The sequence below is a fragment of the Chryseobacterium sp. genome, assembly GCF_041914225.1.
Classification (GTDB): Bacteria; Bacteroidota; Bacteroidia; order Flavobacteriales; family Weeksellaceae; genus Chryseobacterium.
Window position 1 is genome coordinate 34,838 of the sequence record NZ_JAYSDT010000013.1, and the last position, 18,729, is coordinate 53,566.

Consider the following 18,729-nt stretch of genomic DNA (forward strand, 5'->3'; position numbering starts at 1 on the left):
TTTTTAATTCTATTTTAATTAGTGGAAAAAGTGTCTGACACCTGTAAACATCATCGGGATTTTGTGCTCATTGGCAGCCTCTATACTATCCTGATCTTTTACGCTTCCACCTGGCTGAAGAATCGCCTTGATACCTTCCTGAGCGCAGAAATCTACCACATCACGGAAAGGGAAAAATGCATCTGAAGCCAGTACAAGATCTCCGGAGAATTTTTCTTTAGCTCTTTCGATAGCCTGCTGCGTTGCCCAGATTCTGTTTACCTGTCCGCCACCTATACCGAATGCCTGAATTCCGTTGGAAACTACGATTGCATTTGACTTCACATATTTTACTACTCTCTGTGAGAAAAGTAATGCTTTTTTCTGTTCTTCTGTAGGCTGTACTTCAGTAACTACTTTAATATCGTCAGAGAAGTGGGTGTCATTATCCTGTACCAGAATACCACCGTCTACCTTCACCCATGTCTGCTTGTCAGAAACAGGGTTTACGATTCTGATGATTCTCAGGTTTTTCTTTTTTCTTAAAATTTCAAGAGCTTCTTCATCGAATTCAGGAGCCATCACAATCTCAAGGAATGTTTTGTTCAGCTCTTCAGCTGTTGCTGCATCAATTTTATAGTTCATTGCAACAATTCCGCCAAAGATGGAAACCGGATCACATTCGAATGTTTTCTGATAGGTCTCCAATGCTGAAGTCCCGATCGCCACACCACAAGGTGTAGAGTGTTTTACAGCACAGCAAGCCATTTCTTCTTTGAACTCGTTTACTACTTTCCAGCAAAGGTCCATATCACGAAGGTTATTGAAAGAAAGTTCTTTACCTCCAAGCTGCTCGAAGTCTTTCATAGCCCCGTTCTCGAAAGTAGAAACATAGTAAGCTGCTGTCTGGTGAGGGTTTTCCCCATATCTTAAGTCAGCAACTTTTTTGTAAGAAGCATTCAGATAAGCAGGATATTCTTCGTCTAAAAGCATTCTTGAAATGGCTGCATCATAAGCAGAAGTAAGATTAAATACCTTTCCTGCAAGTTTTTTACGGGTTTCAATGTAAGTATCTCCGTTTTGCTCCATTTCAATTTTCACTGCTGCATAATCCTCAACATCAGTAATTACTGTTACGGAATCAAAGTTTTTAGCGGCGGAACGAAGCATTGACGGACCACCGATGTCGATAAACTCTACTTTCTCATGTAAAGAAATGTCTTTGTTTACATTCTCGAAGAAGGGGTAAAGGTTTACGATTACCATGTCAATCAGACCAATTCCGTGCTCCTGAACGGTTTTCATGTGCTCTTCGTTGTTACGAACGGCTAACAGTCCACCGTGAACTTTCGGGTGTAAAGTTTTCACTCTACCATCCAACATTTCAGGGAAATTGGTTACCTCATCAATCTGAATAGGATTTAAACCAGCGTCTTTCAAATGTTTGAACGTTCCTCCTGTGGAGATCAACTCATAATTCTGAGCTTCCAAAAACTGCGCGAATTCTATTAATCCACTTTTGTCAGAAACACTGATTAAAACTCTCTTTTTACTCATTTTACTTTCAATTTTTTACTTTTTACAGCTATTTCAAACTGTGCCCGGGTCTTTCACCTCCGGACTTACTTTTATTTTTTACTTAGATTTTCTGATAATGCAGCAATGTATCAGTCTGGCAATGTAACGATACCTTCAACATTGGTAAATTGCTACACTGGTACATTGTTATATTTATTAGTTTCCCAGAACCTTATTAATTGCTATCGGGAAAATTTCATATTCAATCTGGTGAACTTTCTGAGCCAGTGTTTCAGGAGTATCATCTGCTGTCACTTCAAAAGATTTCTGAAGAATAGCTTCTCCTTCATCAATGCCCGGCGTTACAAAATGTACAGTCGCCCCACTCTCTACTTCTTTGGCTTCAATGACTGCATTGTGAACGTTCATTCCCCACATTCCTTTTCCTCCGAATTTCGGAAGCAAAGCAGGGTGAATATTGATTATTTTACCATTCCAGTTTTCACAGAATTCAGATTTTAAAATGGATAAGAACCCTGCCAATACAATAAGGTCTGTATTTTCAGGGATTACTTTGGCCAATTCGCTGCTGAAGTTCTTTCCTCTCGGAATGAGTATGTTTTCTATATTGTGATTCTTTGCTCTTTCCAATCCGAAACATTCTCTGTCAGCTACCACCAGAGTTACTTTTGCATTCCGGATTTCTCCTGAGTCAATAGTATCAATGATCCTCTGCAGATTGGTTCCTGAACCGGATACGAGTACAACGATGTTCTTCATATTTTGAATGTAACAATGTAGCAGTCCAGCAATATAACAATGATTTTAATTGGTACACCGTACATTGTTATATTATTATAGTGATAAATTGATTTTCTCTGCTCCTTCAGTGATTTCTCCGATTTCGTAAGCATCATCTAAAAGATGTAACACTTTTTCTGCATGTTCAGCATCTACTACAACGATCATTCCTACTCCCATATTGAATGTTCCGTACATTTCCTCACGTGTTACTCCACCTCTTTTTTCAAGTTCAAGCATTACACTAGGAATTCTGATTTTGGATCCGTCAATAGATGCACAAAGACCTTCAGGAATAATTCTTGGAACGTTTTCGTAAAGACCACCTCCTGTAATGTGAGCAATTCCGCTTACTTTCACTTCTTCCAATACTTTATGAATATCTTTATAATACAGTCTTGTAGGAACTAAAAGGGTTTCATATAATGGTTTTCCTTCAAACTCTTCTTCAAAGTTCGGGAATACTTTTCTTACTAAAGAGAATCCGTTTGAGTGGAATCCTGAGCTTGGTAATGCAATGATTTTATTACCTGCCTTAATGGTAGAACCATCAATAATCTGATCTTTTTCTACGATCCCTACACAGAATCCTGCAACATCATAATCTCCAGGCTGGTACATTCCCGGCATTTCAGCCGTTTCTCCACCAATCAGTGCACAGTTATTATCCTTACAAGCTTCCACCATTCCCAGAACAATTTCTGCAGCAATTTCTGAATCAAGCTTTCCGCAAGCCAGATAATCTAAGAAGAATAATGGTTTAGCACCATGACAAAGAATATCGTTGGCACACATTGCGAAACAATCTACGCCGATAGAATCATATTTTTTGGTATCTAAAGCTACTTTCAGCTTGGTTCCTACTCCATCTGTTCCTGATACAAGAACCGGATTTTTGTATCCGCCGATTTCATAGAAAGCACCAAAACTTCCCAAGTGGTTCAGTACATTGGAATTGTGGGTTTCACCGACCGCTTTTTTGATCTTGTCAACCGTTTTGTATCCTTCTTCTTTGTCTACTCCTGCTGATTTGTAAGTGTTGCTCATGTCTAATAATTTATAATAATCTAACAATGTAATAATCTAATTAATGTAGCAATACGCTGAATTGTTAGACTGGTACATTGATAAATTGGTATATTACATATTTACTTTTATACTCAATTTTAGAAAACAAAAAAGCCGACAATCTTTTCAGATTATCGGCCGTTATTTTATCTCAGAATTTCAGAGTCCACAACTTTCCCTTTATGAGAAAAACATTGTTTATAGGAGGTCTGAATTTTCATCTCTTTTCTTTTTGCAAAAATAGTAATTTTAAATGAATATTCAAATTCTATTTTTCAAGGATCGTTTCAATAGCCGAAATCTTTTTAATTTTCTCTTTTAATTCATTGATTTTCTCTTCATTAGAAATTTTCTGAGTTTCTTTATCAAAGTTATCATTGAAGAAAGGAAGTGAAAAAGTATCCACCACATTTCCTCCGTGGAAAGGAAAACGCTTTGATGCAGCTTCCAAAACTCCTGCTCCACCTCTGCCTCCCGGAGATGTAGACATCAATAGCATTGGCACTTCATTCCAAACTGTTCTGTCTTTGATTCTGGATACCCAGTCGAACACATTTTTGAATGCTGTAGAATACGTTCCGTTGTGCTCTCCCAAAGAAACCAGTAATACGTCAGCTCCGTCAATTTTTGCTGCGAAATCATGAGCTTCCTGAGGAACCCCATTAGCAAGTTCTCTTTCATGTTTGTAGATAGGCATTTCGAAAGGATTTAAATCGATCACTTCTACTTCTGCATTTTCGAATAATGTTGATGCATAAGCTACCAACTGTTTGTTCATTGAAACTTCTGAGTTACTTCCTGCTATTGCTAAAATTTTCATATGTGAGGTTTATTTTTAAGATTACAAATTTAGTTTTTTATTTAAGATAAGAGGGCAGTTCCATCGGTACTTCCATTAATAATACTTCAGTGTCTTCCACAGCTTCTATATTAAAGCTCTGAGTGTCCCAGATTCCCAATCCGTCTCTTTCGTTCAGAACACGGTCTCCTATTTTCGCACTTCCTTTCAGAACAAATGCATACACTCCGTTTCCTTTTTTGTTGAGCATATAATTTTTACCGTTTCCTTTTTTAAAGTTGGCCAGATTAAACCATGCATCCTGATGTATCCAGACTCCGTCATCATTTTTATTGGGAGATAAAATCTGTTGGAATCCGTTGATTTTTTCTCCTTCTTTAATGCTTTTCTGGTCGTATCTTGGTTCAACATTAAGCTCTTTCGGGAAAACCCATATCTGAAGGAATTTTACTTCCTCATCTTTATTTTTATTGTACTCGCTGTGCATAACACCGGTTCCGGCGCTCATTACCTGGATTTCTCCTTTTCTGATCACCGCAGTAGTTCCCATGGAATCTTTATGTTCCAGATCTCCTTCCAAAGGAATTGAAATAATTTCCATGTCCTTGTGCGGGCGTGTCCCGAAGCCCATACCCTGAGAAACGGTGTCATCATTTAATACTCTTAAAACTCCAAAATGCGTTCTGTCTCTGTTTTGATAGTTGGCAAAACTGAATGTATGATAAGAATTTAACCATCCATGGTTGGCATGGCCTCTTGAATCTGCTTTATGATATACTGTTTTCATTTCTGTGATTATTTATGATACAAATGTACGGCATGCAGATGTTTAAATAGTTGATGTAGGTTAAGAAAGGAAATCTGGCAAGGTAAAACAGCAAAAATGCAAAACAGGAAAAGTGTTGCGGAAGCCAGGAAAAATACGCAAAGACGCGATTTTTTATCTTTTACAATGTTTTAAAGCGCAAGGATTTATCTGCGATAAAATTTTATGCCGTATTTTTTTCTTCTAAAAATGATGGATTATACCAATTGTATGAATAAGCGCAAAACATCTGTGTTATCTGTGAAAATCTGCGGGAGATCATTATATTCTGAAGGTCAAAAACAAATAAATATATGAAGGATAAATATTAAGTTTTGGCTAAAGCCAATTGATGAGTGCTTAAAGGAAAAGCGGGCTAAAGCCAGCTCCTATTGAATTATTTATTACTTCTTATTTTTTAAAAGAATTGTAGTATAGTCTGTATTATAAATTCTTGTTTCTATATTGAGTTTATTTAAAAGTAATTCGGCTTCAAGTCTTATATTTTTCCATGTTTCATGCTGGTCTAAGAAATCCCAATCCCATATTTCTACAGGAATATCCTCTACATTATTTTTAAATTGTAGTAAATCCTCTTTGAATGGCTCATTAATCCGTTTATTTCTAAAAACAGTTTCAAATAAAACAGGAATGAATGCATAATCAAGTTCTTCGTACAATTCCGCTAATGGATCTATTAAAATGGGTGCCATTTCATCCAACTGATCTACATTATAGGTATAAAGAATCAATGAGTTGATGATATTTGTATAATAGAAATCTACATGTTTATCGTATTCAAGTAACTCTTCTTCAGTCATAATAAATAATTTTAATTTTCCCTCATTAACAAAAATAATAAATTTTGGCTAAAGCCAATTGATGAATACTTAAAAGAGAAAGCGGGCTAAAGCCAGCTCCTATTGATATTTAAAATTATTTAATTCTTAAAAATGCACCTGCTTGATTTCTTCTTCAATTTCCTTAGGCGTTTCATCTTCAGATTTAATAAAGATCATAGTCACTATGGCCCCAATGAGCATACAAACACCTCCTACTACCACATAATCCATGGCCTGCTTTCCAAAAATTCCGCTTACGACAGGACCTCCGAACAAACCATTGATAATCTGCGGAATTACAATAAATAAGTTGAATATTCCCATATAAACGCCCATTTTTCTTTGTGGAATGACCTCAATAAGCATGGCATAAGGCATAGCCAAAATACTTGCCCAGGCAAAGCCTAATCCGATCATAGAGATCCATAAATTATTGACATCTTTAATGAAATACATTGAAACCAGTCCCAATCCTCCACACAATAAAGCTAAAGCGTGTGTCTGTTTTTTACCGATCAGTTTAGCAATGGGTGTCAATAAAAAGGCAAACGGAATTGCCCAGAGATTGTACATTCCAAAAAGTTTTCCGGTGAGATCTCCTGCATCATTAAATGCTTTGGAATGGGTATCCTCCGGCGAAAGCCCAAAGTGATGGGTGGCCAGCGCGCTGGTTGTGAATACCCACATTGTAAATAAGGCAAACCATGAAAAGAACTGAACAATTCCCAGCTTTTTCATCTGCGACGGGATTGCTGCAAAGTCTTTGAAAATATCTGAAAACTTAGATTCCTGTTTTTCTACTTCTTTCCCATCTTCAAAATCAGCAAATTCCTGTGGAGAATATTCTCTGGTTGTGATGATGGTATACAGAATAGATATAATAAGCAATGCTGCACCGATATAAAAGGAATAAATCACATTATCCGCAACAAATCCTGCCGGTGCTTCATTGGAAATCCCCATTTTTGTTAACCAATCCGGGAGATATGATCCTAATACCGCTCCGATTCCTATCAGAATGGTTTGCACCGAGAATCCTATTGTTCCCTGATGTTTCGGGAGCATATCCCCCACCAAAGCCCTAAAAGGTTCCATGGCAATATTCACTGAAGCATCCATCATGGCGAGGAATATTACGGCTAACAAAAGCGCATTGGCAGCAAACATCTGAGTAACAGAAGCTGCATTCGGAAGTAAAACCAATCCTATCGCACACAAGACGGCTCCAATCAGGAAATAAGGCTTTCTTCTTCCTAACGGACTCCATGTATTATCACCCATATGGCCGATGATAGGCTGAATGATCAGACCTGTAATGGGAGCCACCAGCCAGAACCAGGATAATTCATGAACATCTGCTCCTAAATTACCCAGAATGCGGCTTGCATTTCCATTCTGTAATCCGAATGCCATCTGAATTCCCAGAAATCCCATGCTCATATTGATAATCTGAAGAATGGATAAATCCGGCTTTTTTCTTCTTCCAAATGGACCTGCACCATATTTTCCTAACATTTCCGCCATTATGATTTCAGCTTTTGAATTAATGCATCTTCAATAGGTGCTTTTTCAGTAACTACTTTATCAACAACCTCATTAGGAACCGTCATAGAAAGAACATATTGTTTTACCTTCCAGCTCCCGTTGATATTCTCTACCACTCCGGAACCTCTGAAGATCTTCATCTGGGTATCCAGCAATTCGTCAAACCATGCTAGTTTTCCATCTTTACTGAAATAAATATTTCTTTTAAGGGCTTTAAAGTTCCAGGTTTTCTTTTTGTCAAAATAAGGTTTTGCCCACACCATAAATGCTTTTTTATCCCAGATTTCGGTAGCATCTGTCCCGATGAAGGTAGATTCATCCGCAAATAGATTAAAATAGGCATTATAATCTGCCTTTGCCGCAGCTGCATTGAAGGTATCAAGCATGGTACTTATTTCCGATTTTTCTTTCTCAAATCCGGTCTTCGACTGTGCTGTAAGTAAAGAAAATCCTAACAAAAAAAGGATTAGTGTATAAGCAGTCGTTAGTTTTTTCATATGTATTAATTATTTTTCTAGTTCAATGATGAATGGAGTTTTTGCCGGAATGTTCATACTGTTTCGTAATGAAATTTCTTTTCCTGAAATGACTTCTTTTCCTTTTGTAAATCCGTTAAGTGACTCTGCGAATCTTTTCAGATCTAACGTCTGATCTTTTTCATTATTGTTGATGATTACCATTACACTTTCTTTTTCATTATATCTGAAATACACAAAAACACCATCCTGAGGAACAAAATTTTTAGTTTTCCCATTATGAATCACATCTTTGCTTTTTCTCCAGTTTAATATTTTTTGGGTAAACCGGAAAAATTCTTTCTGCTCCGGGGTTTGAGAGGATAGATTGAAAGCGTTTTGTGTATCAGACTTCCATCCTCCTGGAAAATCCCTGCGGATATCAGCATCGCCGCCGGTCTTTTTATCTCCTCTCATTCCTATTTCTGATCCGTAATAAATCTGAGGAATTCCTCTTACTGTTGAGATCAGAGTAAGCGCTATTTTATAGGCATCAGGATTGGCATTAAAGATTTCATTCCATCTTTCGGTATCATGGTTTTCAAAGAATACCAGAAGATTATTGATATCAGGATACAGGAAATCACTGGTAAAAGAATCATAAATCCTGATCATCCCTTTATCCCAGCTTTCTTTTTCACTCAGAGCCTTAGGCATGTTTTCAAAGAGCATAAAATCCATCACTGATGGTAAATTTGAATTGTAATTTTCTATCGCCCCGATCTTCGAATTTTTCTGCCATGCTGCAATTTGCGCTGCTGTATACAGCCATGTTTCCCCTACGATATTGAATTTCGGATATTCATCCGTAATTGCTTTAGCCCATTTTGCCATGGCTTCTTTGTCGTTATATGGATAAGTATCTACACGGAATCCTCCAAGCTCAGCATATTCGATCCACCAGATTGCATTTTGAATCAGGTATTTCAGGACCAGCGGATTTTTTTGATTAATATCAGGCATGGTCGTATCAAACCATCCGTCCAATGCATATTTTTTATCAATATCAGAGGCATTGGTATCAAACTGTGTGGTTGTTTTATAGTTGGACCGTTTAAATCCTTTTTCTCCTTCATCAAACCAGTGTATCCAGTCTTTTGAAGGCAGATCTTTGATCATCCAGTGTGATCCGCCCCAGTGATTGGTCACATAGTCCATCACAAGTTTCATATTTCGTTTGTTAAGCTCCTGGGATAATGTTTTATAGTCTTCATTGGTTCCGTACCGGCCATCAATTTTATAAAGATCGGTTTGGGCATAGCCGTGGTAGGAATATACTTTTTCGTTATCCTCATTCACAGGCGTAAGCCACACCGCTGTCGCACCCAGATTCTGAATATAATCAAGGTTGTTGATAATTCCGCGAAGATCCCCTCCATGTCTGCCATTGGGTAGGCTTCGGTTTGCCTTTTCAGTAAGTTCCGGTTTTGAATCATTCTTTTCATCACCATTGGCAAAGCGGTCCGGCATGATCAGATACATGAAGTCTTTTGAAGTAAAAGACTCCCGGTTGGCAGATCCGGGATTTCTTTGCTTTAATTCATAGGTATATGATCCAAGATTCTTTTTACCTTTTTTAATATTGATAATAAACTTCGGGACGTTTATTTCATTGGTATCAACCGTAACAAAAACATAATTGGGATTATCCACTTTCCGGATATCTTTAATCTGTACTCCATCTGAAAGCATAATCTCGTGATTGGCTACTTCTTTCCCGTAAACAAGAATCTGAAGTTCAGGATTTTTCATCCCTTTCCACCAGAAAGCCGGCTCTACTCTTTCCAGGTTTTTCTGGGAAAAAGCTAAAGAAGCTATCGAAAGGGCGAATGCTGCATATATTGTCTTCATATTAGTGTTCAATTTAGCATTAAATTTTTATATACACATTCAAAAATATGAAGGAAACCTTCTTTTTTAGTCTACAATCTTATAAAATATCAAGATTAAACATCTTCATTTTGAATTTTACAAAGAATAATTAACTTTTTTACAAAAAATTCATATTTAAAATCGGTTTTAACTACTTTTTATTTTTAGTTTTATAGAAAAAATGTTGGATTTCAGTAATATGTTCAAAACGGAAGGACCGGATGTTGTTTACACGTGGACCATTCCTGTGTTTGCTGCTATTATTTTCATAGAAATGGCTTACAGCCACTTTAATAAGGAGAAAATCTATGAAACTAAAGATGTCGCAACAAACGTACTGTTCGCCTTGCTTAATTATGGATTGGACATCATCATGAAAGGTTTTTCCTTATTCGTTATGATGTTTTTTTACCAGCATCGTCTTTTCGACTGGCAGGAAGGAATATGGTACTGGATTGCAGTTTTCCTGGCTCAAGACTTTGCGTATTATGTTCATCATTATGTAGATCATCATTCCAGGGTTTTCTGGGCGGTACATATTACACACCACAATTCTGACTATTTCAATATCAGTACGGGATTCAGAAGTCCTGTTTTTCAACCGTTGTACAGATATCTGTTTTTCTCTCCGTTAGCATTTATGGGCTTCCATCCATGGCATATTCTGGTAGCTTATTCTTCCATACAGATTTATGGTACTTTTGTTCATACCCAATCCATTAAAAGTATGGGATTTTTGGAATATATCCTTGTTACTCCGTCTCATCACAGAGTACATCACGCGTGTAATATCAAATACCTGGACCGTAATATGGGAATGGGCTTGATTATCTGGGAAAAAATCTTCGGAACATTTGAAAAAGAAGATCCTGAAGTTCCTATAAAATACGGTATCTATCCTAAAATGGAGTCAAAAGATCCGGCAACTACCCTATTCTATGAATGGCGGAGAATAGGAAAAGATCTCAGACAGCCGGGGATTTCTTTCAAAGATCGTATCAAGTACCTTTTTTATTCACCGGGATGGCGGCATGACGGAACAGGAAAAACAGTGAAACAGTATCAGAAGGAATACAAAGAAAAGAAAAAAGTTCAGACTCCGGTTCAGGTAAAAGAACAGGTATCAGAACCTGAGAAGCAATATCCCCAACTCATTCAACAGACAGAGGATAAATAACAAAAAATACCCCGGAACATTAAAAAATCAATGAACCGGGGCACCTTAGTGTATCTTAAAAATTATTTTACAGGCTTGATAGAAATTGCGAAACCGCCGCTTCTTGCCATTTTAAAATTAATTTTTGATTTACCTGTAATCTCTTTTTTATAGATATTATAACTTTGAGGATTATCGATATAATCAGCATCTTTTCCATCTTCATAGATCGTTGCTTCATATTTCTTTCCTTTATCAAGGAATGAGAAGTCTACAGTGTATTCACGTTTGTTTTCATCGGTAATACCTCCCACAAACCAGTTTTCAGTACCTTTTGCTTTTCTTGCTGTCACCACATAATCACCAGGTTCAGCGGCCAGGATTTTTGTATCATCCCAATCTGCTGCCACATCCTTGATAAACTGGAATGCATCCATATGTTTTTTGTAGTTCTCAGGCAGATCCGCAGCCATCTGAAGCGGCATATACATTGTCACATAAAGTGCCAGCTGTTTTACCAGCGTAGTTTTTACAAAACGGTTATCTCCAGGGAAGTAATAGTCCAGCTTCGTCTGGAAAATTCCCGGTGTATAATCCATAGAACCTCCCATCCATCTTGTGAAAGGAAGAACTGTCTGGTGATCAGGCTTATTTCCTCCGAACGCTTCATACTCTGTTCCACGGGCTGCTTCTGCAGAGATATAGTTCGGATAGGTACGGCTTTCTCCTGTAGGACGTACAGATTCGTGAGAATTAACCATTATTTTATAGTCATTTGCTTTTTCTGCAATTCTGTAATAATGATTAATGGTCCATTGAGAATAATGATGTTCTCCTCTAGGAATGATATCTCCTACATATCCGGTTTTTACGGCATCATATCCATATTTTTTCATGGTTTGGAATGCTTTGTCTGCCCACCTCTCATAGTTCGTTGCAGAACCTGAAGTTTCGTGGTGCATGATCAGCTTAATCCCTTTTGAATGCGCATATTCATTCAACATTTTAATGTCAAAATCCGGGTAAGGCGTAATGAAATCGAAAACAAATTCTTTTGAGTGTCCGAACCAGTCTTCCCAACCAATATTCCAACCTTCGATCAGTAATCCCTGGAATCCGTTTTCTGCAGCAAAGTCAATATATTCTTTAACTTTTGTATTATTGGCTGCATGTTTTCCGTTTGGAGTCAGCTTTGTAAAATCTGTTTTACCTAAATGTACATTTTCAGCAGTAGAATATGCCCACTGTGACTTTCCGATGATCATTTCCCACCAGACACCCATGTATTTTGTAGGATGTATGTAAGAGGTATCGGTATATTTTGTAGGCTCGTTCAGGTTGAAGATCATTTTGGAATCCATTACCTGCTCTGCTTTCGGTGCTACAATAATGGTTCTCCACGGAGTTACCGATGGGGTCTGAATATATCCTTTCGCTCCTTGTCTGTCAGCTGTTAAGTGCGTTTTGAATTTATAATTCTGTGCATCTACTTCAAGATGTGAAGCAGGATAATCCAATACGGCTGCTTCAGCAACGTTGATATATAGAGGTTCTTTTCCTTCTTTTTTAAGCATTAAAGGAGATTGGACTGCGTTTTTCACCAATGACTGGGAAGCGTTTGCATCGTATGCCTTGTCCCATTTTGCAGGAATCTCGGATACTTTTGTTTCCTGATACTGATATTCCTGAGAGTCATAATCTGCCACGATCCACCATGCCTTCATATCGGTAGGGAAATCGATTTCAGAATCTTCTTCTCTGATCACAAAATAGTTAAGATTTTTTTGCTGCGGGAATTCATACCGGAATCCAAGCCCATCATTAAACAATCTGAACTTTACCACAATACTTCTGTCTGTAGAGGCCTGGTTCAGGGTAACCGCCAGCTCATTATAATGGTTGATATAATTTTTCTTTTCCCCTAAAACCGGCTGCCAGGTTTCATTTTTGGAATCTCTTTTTTCATCTGTTTTTGCAAAACCGTTGTTCAGATCGTATTTTGCATCTTCTGGTTTGGCAATCTCAGAAGCGAACTTTATAGCTGTGTCTTTAAATAATCTCAGTCCCAATTTAGAATCTTCCACCACTACCGCACCATTGTATTTCAGGTTGTAGTAAGGTACTCCTCCTTTCAGCTGAAAGTTCATTTCGAACTTCCCGTCCGGAGATTTTAAAGATTGGGCTTTCACACCTGTAAACATCATTGAGAGCAAAAGTGCTCCAACTGTAATTTTCTTCATAATGACTATTTATTAACTTAAAAAATAAAGTGCTGCGGTAAAGCAGCACTTTGCTTTATTTTAGTTTAGTTTGATTTACAATTTAGTAACGGTTAATTTGTAGTATGCTGAATTGTGTAAATCCAGTTCAATTTTATAATTTCCTGCCTGGGAAACTTTATATGCAGGATCTCCTGTTACTGTATTCTCTGAACTTAAATAAGACTGAACAGCTGTTCCGGAAACCAAAGTCTGATCTGCATCTTTTGGCTGGAACTTCATTGCCCAATCATCATTGGCTCTGAATTTAAATACTCCGTTATTGGATAATGCAATTGAATTGATCACAAACGTTTTGGTTGCAGGATTATATACAAAATCCGTATCCGATCCCCATCCCGTAGGTGTTGCATCCCCGATAACTCCGAAGTTTGCAATAACTGAAGAATAGGTATTTGCAGCCCAATTTACCTTAATATAATACGTTCCTGCAGCTGGCGCTTTTATATTATCCCCATCAGCTTTTAATTTTCCTGTCTTGGTTCCATCATCACCTTTATTTCCCGGCCAGTCCTGATTGATTGCAAATTTATATTTTCCATCCTCAACACCAGCAACAGTATTGATCCAAATAAATCCTCTGTATTCGTCATTCTTTCCAGGAGAAAACAAATTCGGTGAGTTGGCCGGAGTCCAGTTTGCATAACCAGCTGCTCCAGCATAGCTACCAGGAACATTGATCTTAGGATATACCAAATCCGGATTTGGAGTATAAGGTGTAACTTTAAGCGCGATTACATTAGAGTAAAAAGCTGCTGATCCCACTGAGGTTTTCAATCTTACCTCGATATCATTCACTACGTCAGGAACAGCTCCGATAGAAAACATTGCAGCATTCATTGCTGCGTTAGTTACAGCACCTGATGTCAAATCATTCGAAAAGTCTATGGCAGCACTTTTTTTGAAACCATCACCTTTGATTCCGAATTCTACTTTTTGAGTAGGAACTACAGCAATATTAAAAGTGGGTTTTGTCCATGTAAAAGTGATTACGGCATCATTGGCATTAAGCTCATTAAGGATAACCGCGCTTTTATCAGCTGATATTTTACCGGCTGATGTTTCATTAATAACCGCCTGATCTTCATCTTTTTCACAGGAAAAAACTAATAGTCCGGTAAAAACTAAGGCTAATATTTTGAACAAATTTTTCATTTTAGCAGGATTTTAAATTAATATCCAGGATTCTGAATCAGATTAGGATTGGCTACAATATCTTTCGCCGGGATCGGGAAAAGATTTCTATAGCTTTCTACAGCTTTACCATCTTTCACATTTCCTTTCCATGGCCATAAATAATCTCCTGTTGTAAACTTGTTGAAACGGATAAGATCACTTCTTCTGGTCATTTCCCAGGATAATTCTCTGGCTCTTTCATCTAAAATAAAATTCAGATTGATAGAAGAAACGTTTCCGCTTGTATCTCCATAAGCACGTTGTCTCAGCTGATTGATGTAACCGATTGCCGTCGCCTGATTACCACCAGCACCCCCTCTCAACACAGCTTCAGCATACATCAGATAGATGTCAGCTAAACGGTATAACGGGATATCAGCTTCAACCCAGTTGGTATGAGCCCCTGCAGATCCGTTACTTTTAACATTTTTAAATTTGATAAAAGCATAACCATCTGTGAATGATCCCAGATCATTAATTTCTAAATTCTGTCCTGCAGTAAAGAATCTTCCTCTTTTATCACTTCCATTAGCTGGAAACAGCCCAACAAATGCTTTTGTAGTTCTTAAACCACTCCATCCGCCATTCACGCCAAAGTCAGCAGCTTTCATATCACCACCTATTGCAGCATGGACAAGATAAGTCGTTCCTCCATTGGTCTGTGTATTGATTCCGTCAAAATTTACGCTTAAAATCTGCTCCGGGTTATTGATATTATTATCAGCAAGGAACAGGTCATCATATTTCGGTTTTAAAGAATATCCTGCTGCAATCACTTTGTTACAGTATGTAATACAGTCTGTATTTCTTTGGGTTCCTGTATAAACTTCAGCATTTAAATATAATTTTGCCAACAATGCCCAAACAGCAGCTTTATCTGCTCTGCCATACTCATTTGTTTTAGGATCTTTTAACTCCCCTGCTATAGCAAGCAATTCAGATTCTATATAATTAAATAATGCTTTTCTTTCTATCCTTTGTGGCGGATTGATAGATCCCGGCAAATAAGATTCATCTACAAAAGGAACATTTCCAAACATATCAATTGCATGATAATATGATTGTGCTCTCAGGAAACGGGCTTCTGCTCTCATTAATTTTGCCTGAGTAAGATTGTCTCCTGTAATATTATTGGAAGCTAATTTTTCATCGGTAACATTTCTTAAGAACTCATTACAAAAAGCAATTTCTGTATATATTCTATAATACATAGCAGCAATAAACTCATTGGAAGCATCCCATGTCATTTTATGCATGGTATGAAGATTTCCGTCATTCCACCCTATGACTGCTTCATCGGTTGTCACTACATTCAAAGTATACATTAATCTTGTATATTGAGAAAAACCACCATTGATTCCATTAATATCACTATCAGGCTGATCTCCGTCTCCACTAATCTGACCACCCATAGCAAGACCTCCGTAGAGTTTAGCCAAAACATTTTTATAGTTGCCAAAATCCTTATAAATACTTGCTGAAGTAACATCTGTAATAGGTTCTCTTTCAAGATCTTTTACACAAGATGTTGCTGTCAATAAAAATACTGCTGAAAGTGGCAATACTATATTCTTAAGTTTAATTCTATTTAGTTTCATTGAATTTTTATTTAAAATTGGAAGTTAAAACCTAAAGAGTAAATCCTAGGCATTTGATAGTAACCATTGTCTATTCCACCAAAAACTTCAGGATCTACTCCCGAATATTTAGTGATAACAAAAACATTTTGTGCCATTCCATAGACTTTCAGATTGCTTCCTTTAGAAAAGACTTCACCAAAATTATACCCGATATTGATATTATCTAATCTCAGGAATGATGCATTCTCAACGTAAATATCTGATTTATATTGAGGAACAGAAAATTGATATTGCGGTGCTGTTGCAAATACATTTTGAAGGTATTCATTTGTGGATGCTGACTGCAACGAACTGTTGGATGCGGCATTATTATATACATAGTTTCCTAAGACAGCTCTTGCACTTAATGCAAAATCCCAGTTTTTATGAGATACTTTTGTAGAGAAACCTAAAATGGCGTCAGGTGTGGTAGATTTGTAATAATACATATCTTTTGTATTGATTATTCCATCTCCGTTTCTGTCTACATAAGCCCCGTCAACCGGTTTTCCATTGGTATCATAAACCTGCTGATACACCCAGAATGAATTGGGTGCATACCCTACTGCATGAGCCTGAATCCTGTTTCCGGAACCTCCTTCAATTCCTCCCACTTCCATATTGAATGATTCATCAGCCCTGTCTTTAAGCTTTGTAATTACAGGCTTGTAATGAGTAGCATTAAAACTTACTTCCCAGGTTGTATTTTGATTTTTAACCGGAATTACAGTAATACTCCCTTCAATCCCTTCATTTTTCATATCCCCAACATTCTGCCAGCTTGCATTACTTAAACCTCCTGCAGGTTCATCAGCATATACAAGAAGGTCTTTGGTATCTTTTCTGAAAACATCTATTGATCCTGTAATTCTGTTTTTATTAAAGCCAAAGTCTAATCCTAAGTTTTTAGTAGTTGTTGTTTCCCAGGTAAGGTTTGGATTATAGTTAGCAGGTCTGAACATAAAATAGAATTCATTTCCGAACTGATAACCTGCTCCGGGATAACTAGGATTATAAGCCGCAAATGCCGGGTAATTATTTGGCTTATTACCATTGATTCCCAGCGCCGGCAATTCCTGCTGTCCTGTTTTACCCCATCCTGCTCTTAATTTCAAAGTACTGATAGCAGATATATTTTTAATGAAACTCTCTTCATTAAGTTTCCATGCTAATGAAACTCCCGGGAATACTCCCCATACATTATCTCTCGTTCCGTTAAAGAATCTTGAAGAACCATCCTTACGAACTGATCCTGAAATAATATATTTATTAGCTATAGTAAAAATAGCTCTTCCATAGAAGGAAATCAGGGTATTTTGTGTTTTAAAATCCAAATCAGGAGGTAGTGTCGTACCATTTCCTCTATAGGTTATTGCTCCGGGGATTGAAATGTTAAAATCCTGATAGGAATAACCTGCTGTAATATCAACACCAGTATTAATCGCACTGATATTTTTCACATAATTAAAGTAAGTTTCCAAAAGCTTGTTTTTCTTTTCCATAGAATAGAAATTTGAGCTTCCTTTATCTTCAAAGCCAGGTCTCAGGCGAGCGTCTTTAAATTTGTGTCCTTCACTTTTTGTATAATCGTATCCGGCATTTACATTGAAGTGGAGATCTGGAAGAAAATGAAGTTTATAATCTAGCTGAATATTTCCCAATCCTCTAAGCACAGAAGACACATCTCTTACACCATTGATCATCCCAAGTGGGTTAGAATTGGCATTTACATTATATCCTGTTACAGATCCTGAATCCAGCCATTCATAATAACCACCATAATTAGAGTTTCCTGAATATACAGGTTGTGTAGGATCAAAATAAGTAGCAGCCTTGATCACTCCACCGTCTACAAATCTATTATCTGTAAATGTTCCTTTTGCATTTACATTCACTGATAAATGATTGTCAAAGAATTTAGGGTTTAAGTTCAATCCTACGGAAGTTCTGCGGAAAGAATTTGATTTTACGATACCATTCTGCTCGTTATAACCTAATGATAAACGGTATGGCAGACCTTTAATACCTCCGGAAAGAGCTACATTATTATCGGTACCCCATGCTGCCTGGTAAATTTGATTCTGCCAGTCGGTATTAGCATTCCCAAGTTTCGTTTTATAGCCAGCAGGCGCATATGTATTAACAAAATCCCTAAATTCCTGAGCATTTAATACATCCACTTTTCCCATTTTAGTAGAAACTGAAGTCACTGTTGAAAAATTCAACTTAAATTTCCCTGCTGTTCCTTTCTTAGTTGTAATCAGGATAACCCCATTAGAAGCTCTGTTACCATAGATTGCGGTGGCAGAAGCATCCTTAAGGATATCAAATGTTTCAATATCATTCGGGTTAATTAATGATAAAGGATCTGACACCCCATTCATTCCTACAAAGTCCTGAGGAACTCCGTCAATTACAATCAAAGGTGAGTTCTCTCCACTTAAAGAAGAAGTCCCCCTGATTCTGATTTTTGTACCCGATCCAGGCGCTCCACTGTTATTGGTAATCTGCACCCCTGGTGTTTTACCCTGTATAAGTTGCCCCGCAGATGTAGCTCCTCCGTTGAAGTCTTTCGCTGTAACAGAAGTTATGGAACCGGTAAGATCAGATTTTTTCTGCTTTCCATACCCGATCAATACAACTTCATCAATTTTCTTCTCCTGAGGAACAGAGTCCTTTTTCTGCGCATGCATTACTGTACTGGCCAGTAAAAAAGCGGGCGCGATTTTTAATACTGTTGTAAAATTCTTCACAA

The 18,729-nt window shown here is 37.4% G+C and carries 14 protein-coding genes; 1 reads left to right on the forward strand and 13 read right to left on the reverse strand.

All coding sequences use genetic code 11. The annotated features are described in order from the left end of the window. Positions 1 to 18: 18 nt before the first annotated feature. From purH to ACE3RB_RS08140, 9 genes are all read right to left on the reverse strand, one after another. The gene (purH, locus tag ACE3RB_RS08100; RefSeq protein ID WP_374463767.1) at positions 19 to 1,536 is read right to left on the reverse strand and encodes a bifunctional phosphoribosylaminoimidazolecarboxamide formyltransferase/IMP cyclohydrolase; all 1,518 of its coding nucleotides are present in this window, start codon (positions 1,534 to 1,536) and stop codon (positions 19 to 21) included. 177 nt (positions 1,537 to 1,713) lie between these two features. Next, the gene (gene purN / locus ACE3RB_RS08105) at positions 1,714 to 2,277 is read right to left on the reverse strand and encodes a phosphoribosylglycinamide formyltransferase (RefSeq protein WP_374463768.1); all 564 of its coding nucleotides are present in this window, start codon (positions 2,275 to 2,277) and stop codon (positions 1,714 to 1,716) included. Positions 2,278 to 2,352: 75 nt separating this feature from the next. Continuing rightward, positions 2,353 to 3,345, reverse strand: a complete 993-nt coding sequence (purM, locus tag ACE3RB_RS08110) for a phosphoribosylformylglycinamidine cyclo-ligase (RefSeq protein WP_374463769.1) — start codon at positions 3,343 to 3,345, stop codon at positions 2,353 to 2,355. A 289-nt stretch (positions 3,346 to 3,634) separates the two neighbouring features. After that, positions 3,635 to 4,186, reverse strand: coding sequence for an NADPH-dependent FMN reductase (locus ACE3RB_RS08115; RefSeq protein ID WP_374463770.1), 552 nt, complete (start codon positions 4,184 to 4,186; stop codon positions 3,635 to 3,637). A 37-nt stretch (positions 4,187 to 4,223) separates the two neighbouring features. Then, entirely contained in the window at positions 4,224 to 4,952 is a 729-nt protein-coding gene (locus tag ACE3RB_RS08120) for a pirin family protein (protein WP_374463771.1), read from the reverse strand. A gap of 422 nt (positions 4,953 to 5,374) precedes the next feature. Further along, on the reverse strand, positions 5,375 to 5,791 hold the full coding sequence (locus ACE3RB_RS08125) for a hypothetical protein (RefSeq protein WP_374463772.1): 417 nt from the start codon (positions 5,789 to 5,791) through the stop codon (positions 5,375 to 5,377). A 126-nt stretch (positions 5,792 to 5,917) separates the two neighbouring features. Next, positions 5,918 to 7,336, reverse strand: a complete 1,419-nt coding sequence (locus tag ACE3RB_RS08130) for an MFS transporter (protein ID WP_374463773.1) — start codon at positions 7,334 to 7,336, stop codon at positions 5,918 to 5,920. Then, entirely contained in the window at positions 7,336 to 7,854 is a 519-nt protein-coding gene (locus tag ACE3RB_RS08135) for a nuclear transport factor 2 family protein (protein ID WP_374463774.1), read from the reverse strand. Before ACE3RB_RS08135 ends, ACE3RB_RS08130 begins: the two co-directional genes overlap by 1 nt. Before the next feature lie 9 nt (positions 7,855 to 7,863). Continuing rightward, entirely contained in the window at positions 7,864 to 9,723 is a 1,860-nt protein-coding gene (locus ACE3RB_RS08140; protein WP_374463775.1) for a glycoside hydrolase family 13 protein, read from the reverse strand. Between the two features lie 202 nt (positions 9,724 to 9,925). Here ACE3RB_RS08140 and ACE3RB_RS08145 point away from each other — a divergent pair, with 202 nt between their 5' ends. Continuing rightward, a complete protein-coding gene (locus ACE3RB_RS08145; RefSeq protein ID WP_374463776.1) occupies positions 9,926 to 10,921 on the forward strand; it encodes a sterol desaturase family protein in 996 nt (331 codons plus the stop codon). Positions 10,922 to 10,983: 62 nt separating this feature from the next. Here the strand turns inward: ACE3RB_RS08145 and ACE3RB_RS08150 are convergent, their stop codons facing one another. From ACE3RB_RS08150 to ACE3RB_RS08165, 4 genes are all read right to left on the reverse strand, one after another. Beyond that, positions 10,984 to 13,140: a glycoside hydrolase family 97 protein gene (locus tag ACE3RB_RS08150; RefSeq protein ID WP_374463777.1), complete on the reverse strand. Its 2,157-nt coding sequence runs from the start codon at positions 13,138 to 13,140 to the stop codon at positions 10,984 to 10,986. 75 nt (positions 13,141 to 13,215) lie between these two features. Beyond that, positions 13,216 to 14,334, reverse strand: a complete 1,119-nt coding sequence (locus tag ACE3RB_RS08155) for a SusE domain-containing protein (protein ID WP_374463778.1) — start codon at positions 14,332 to 14,334, stop codon at positions 13,216 to 13,218. Positions 14,335 to 14,351: 17 nt separating this feature from the next. After that, on the reverse strand, positions 14,352 to 15,953 hold the full coding sequence (locus tag ACE3RB_RS08160) for a RagB/SusD family nutrient uptake outer membrane protein (RefSeq protein ID WP_374463779.1): 1,602 nt from the start codon (positions 15,951 to 15,953) through the stop codon (positions 14,352 to 14,354). Positions 15,954 to 15,964: 11 nt separating this feature from the next. Then, entirely contained in the window at positions 15,965 to 18,727 is a 2,763-nt protein-coding gene (locus ACE3RB_RS08165; protein WP_374463780.1) for a SusC/RagA family TonB-linked outer membrane protein, read from the reverse strand. Positions 18,728 to 18,729: the final 2 nt, after the last annotated feature.

Excerpts from the sequence above, each read along its gene's own strand:
- purH (WP_374463767.1), bottom strand. The coding sequence starts at position 1,536 with ATGAGTAAAAAGAGAGTTTTAATCAGTGTTTCTGACAAAAGTGGATTA.
- purN (WP_374463768.1), bottom strand. The coding sequence starts at position 2,277 with ATGAAGAACATCGTTGTACTCGTATCCGGTTCAGGAACCAATCTGCAG.
- purM (WP_374463769.1), bottom strand. The coding sequence starts at position 3,345 with ATGAGCAACACTTACAAATCAGCAGGAGTAGACAAAGAAGAAGGATAC.
- ACE3RB_RS08115 (WP_374463770.1), bottom strand. The coding sequence starts at position 4,186 with ATGAAAATTTTAGCAATAGCAGGAAGTAACTCAGAAGTTTCAATGAAC.
- ACE3RB_RS08120 (WP_374463771.1), bottom strand. The coding sequence starts at position 4,952 with ATGAAAACAGTATATCATAAAGCAGATTCAAGAGGCCATGCCAACCAT.
- ACE3RB_RS08125 (WP_374463772.1), bottom strand. The coding sequence starts at position 5,791 with ATGACTGAAGAAGAGTTACTTGAATACGATAAACATGTAGATTTCTAT.
- ACE3RB_RS08130 (WP_374463773.1), bottom strand. The coding sequence starts at position 7,336 with ATGGCGGAAATGTTAGGAAAATATGGTGCAGGTCCATTTGGAAGAAGA.
- ACE3RB_RS08135 (WP_374463774.1), bottom strand. The coding sequence starts at position 7,854 with ATGAAAAAACTAACGACTGCTTATACACTAATCCTTTTTTTGTTAGGA.
- ACE3RB_RS08140 (WP_374463775.1), bottom strand. The coding sequence starts at position 9,723 with ATGAAGACAATATATGCAGCATTCGCCCTTTCGATAGCTTCTTTAGCT.
- ACE3RB_RS08145 (WP_374463776.1), top strand. The coding sequence starts at position 9,926 with ATGTTGGATTTCAGTAATATGTTCAAAACGGAAGGACCGGATGTTGTT.
- ACE3RB_RS08150 (WP_374463777.1), bottom strand. The coding sequence starts at position 13,140 with ATGAAGAAAATTACAGTTGGAGCACTTTTGCTCTCAATGATGTTTACA.
- ACE3RB_RS08155 (WP_374463778.1), bottom strand. The coding sequence starts at position 14,334 with ATGAAAAATTTGTTCAAAATATTAGCCTTAGTTTTTACCGGACTATTA.
- ACE3RB_RS08160 (WP_374463779.1), bottom strand. The coding sequence starts at position 15,953 with ATGAAACTAAATAGAATTAAACTTAAGAATATAGTATTGCCACTTTCA.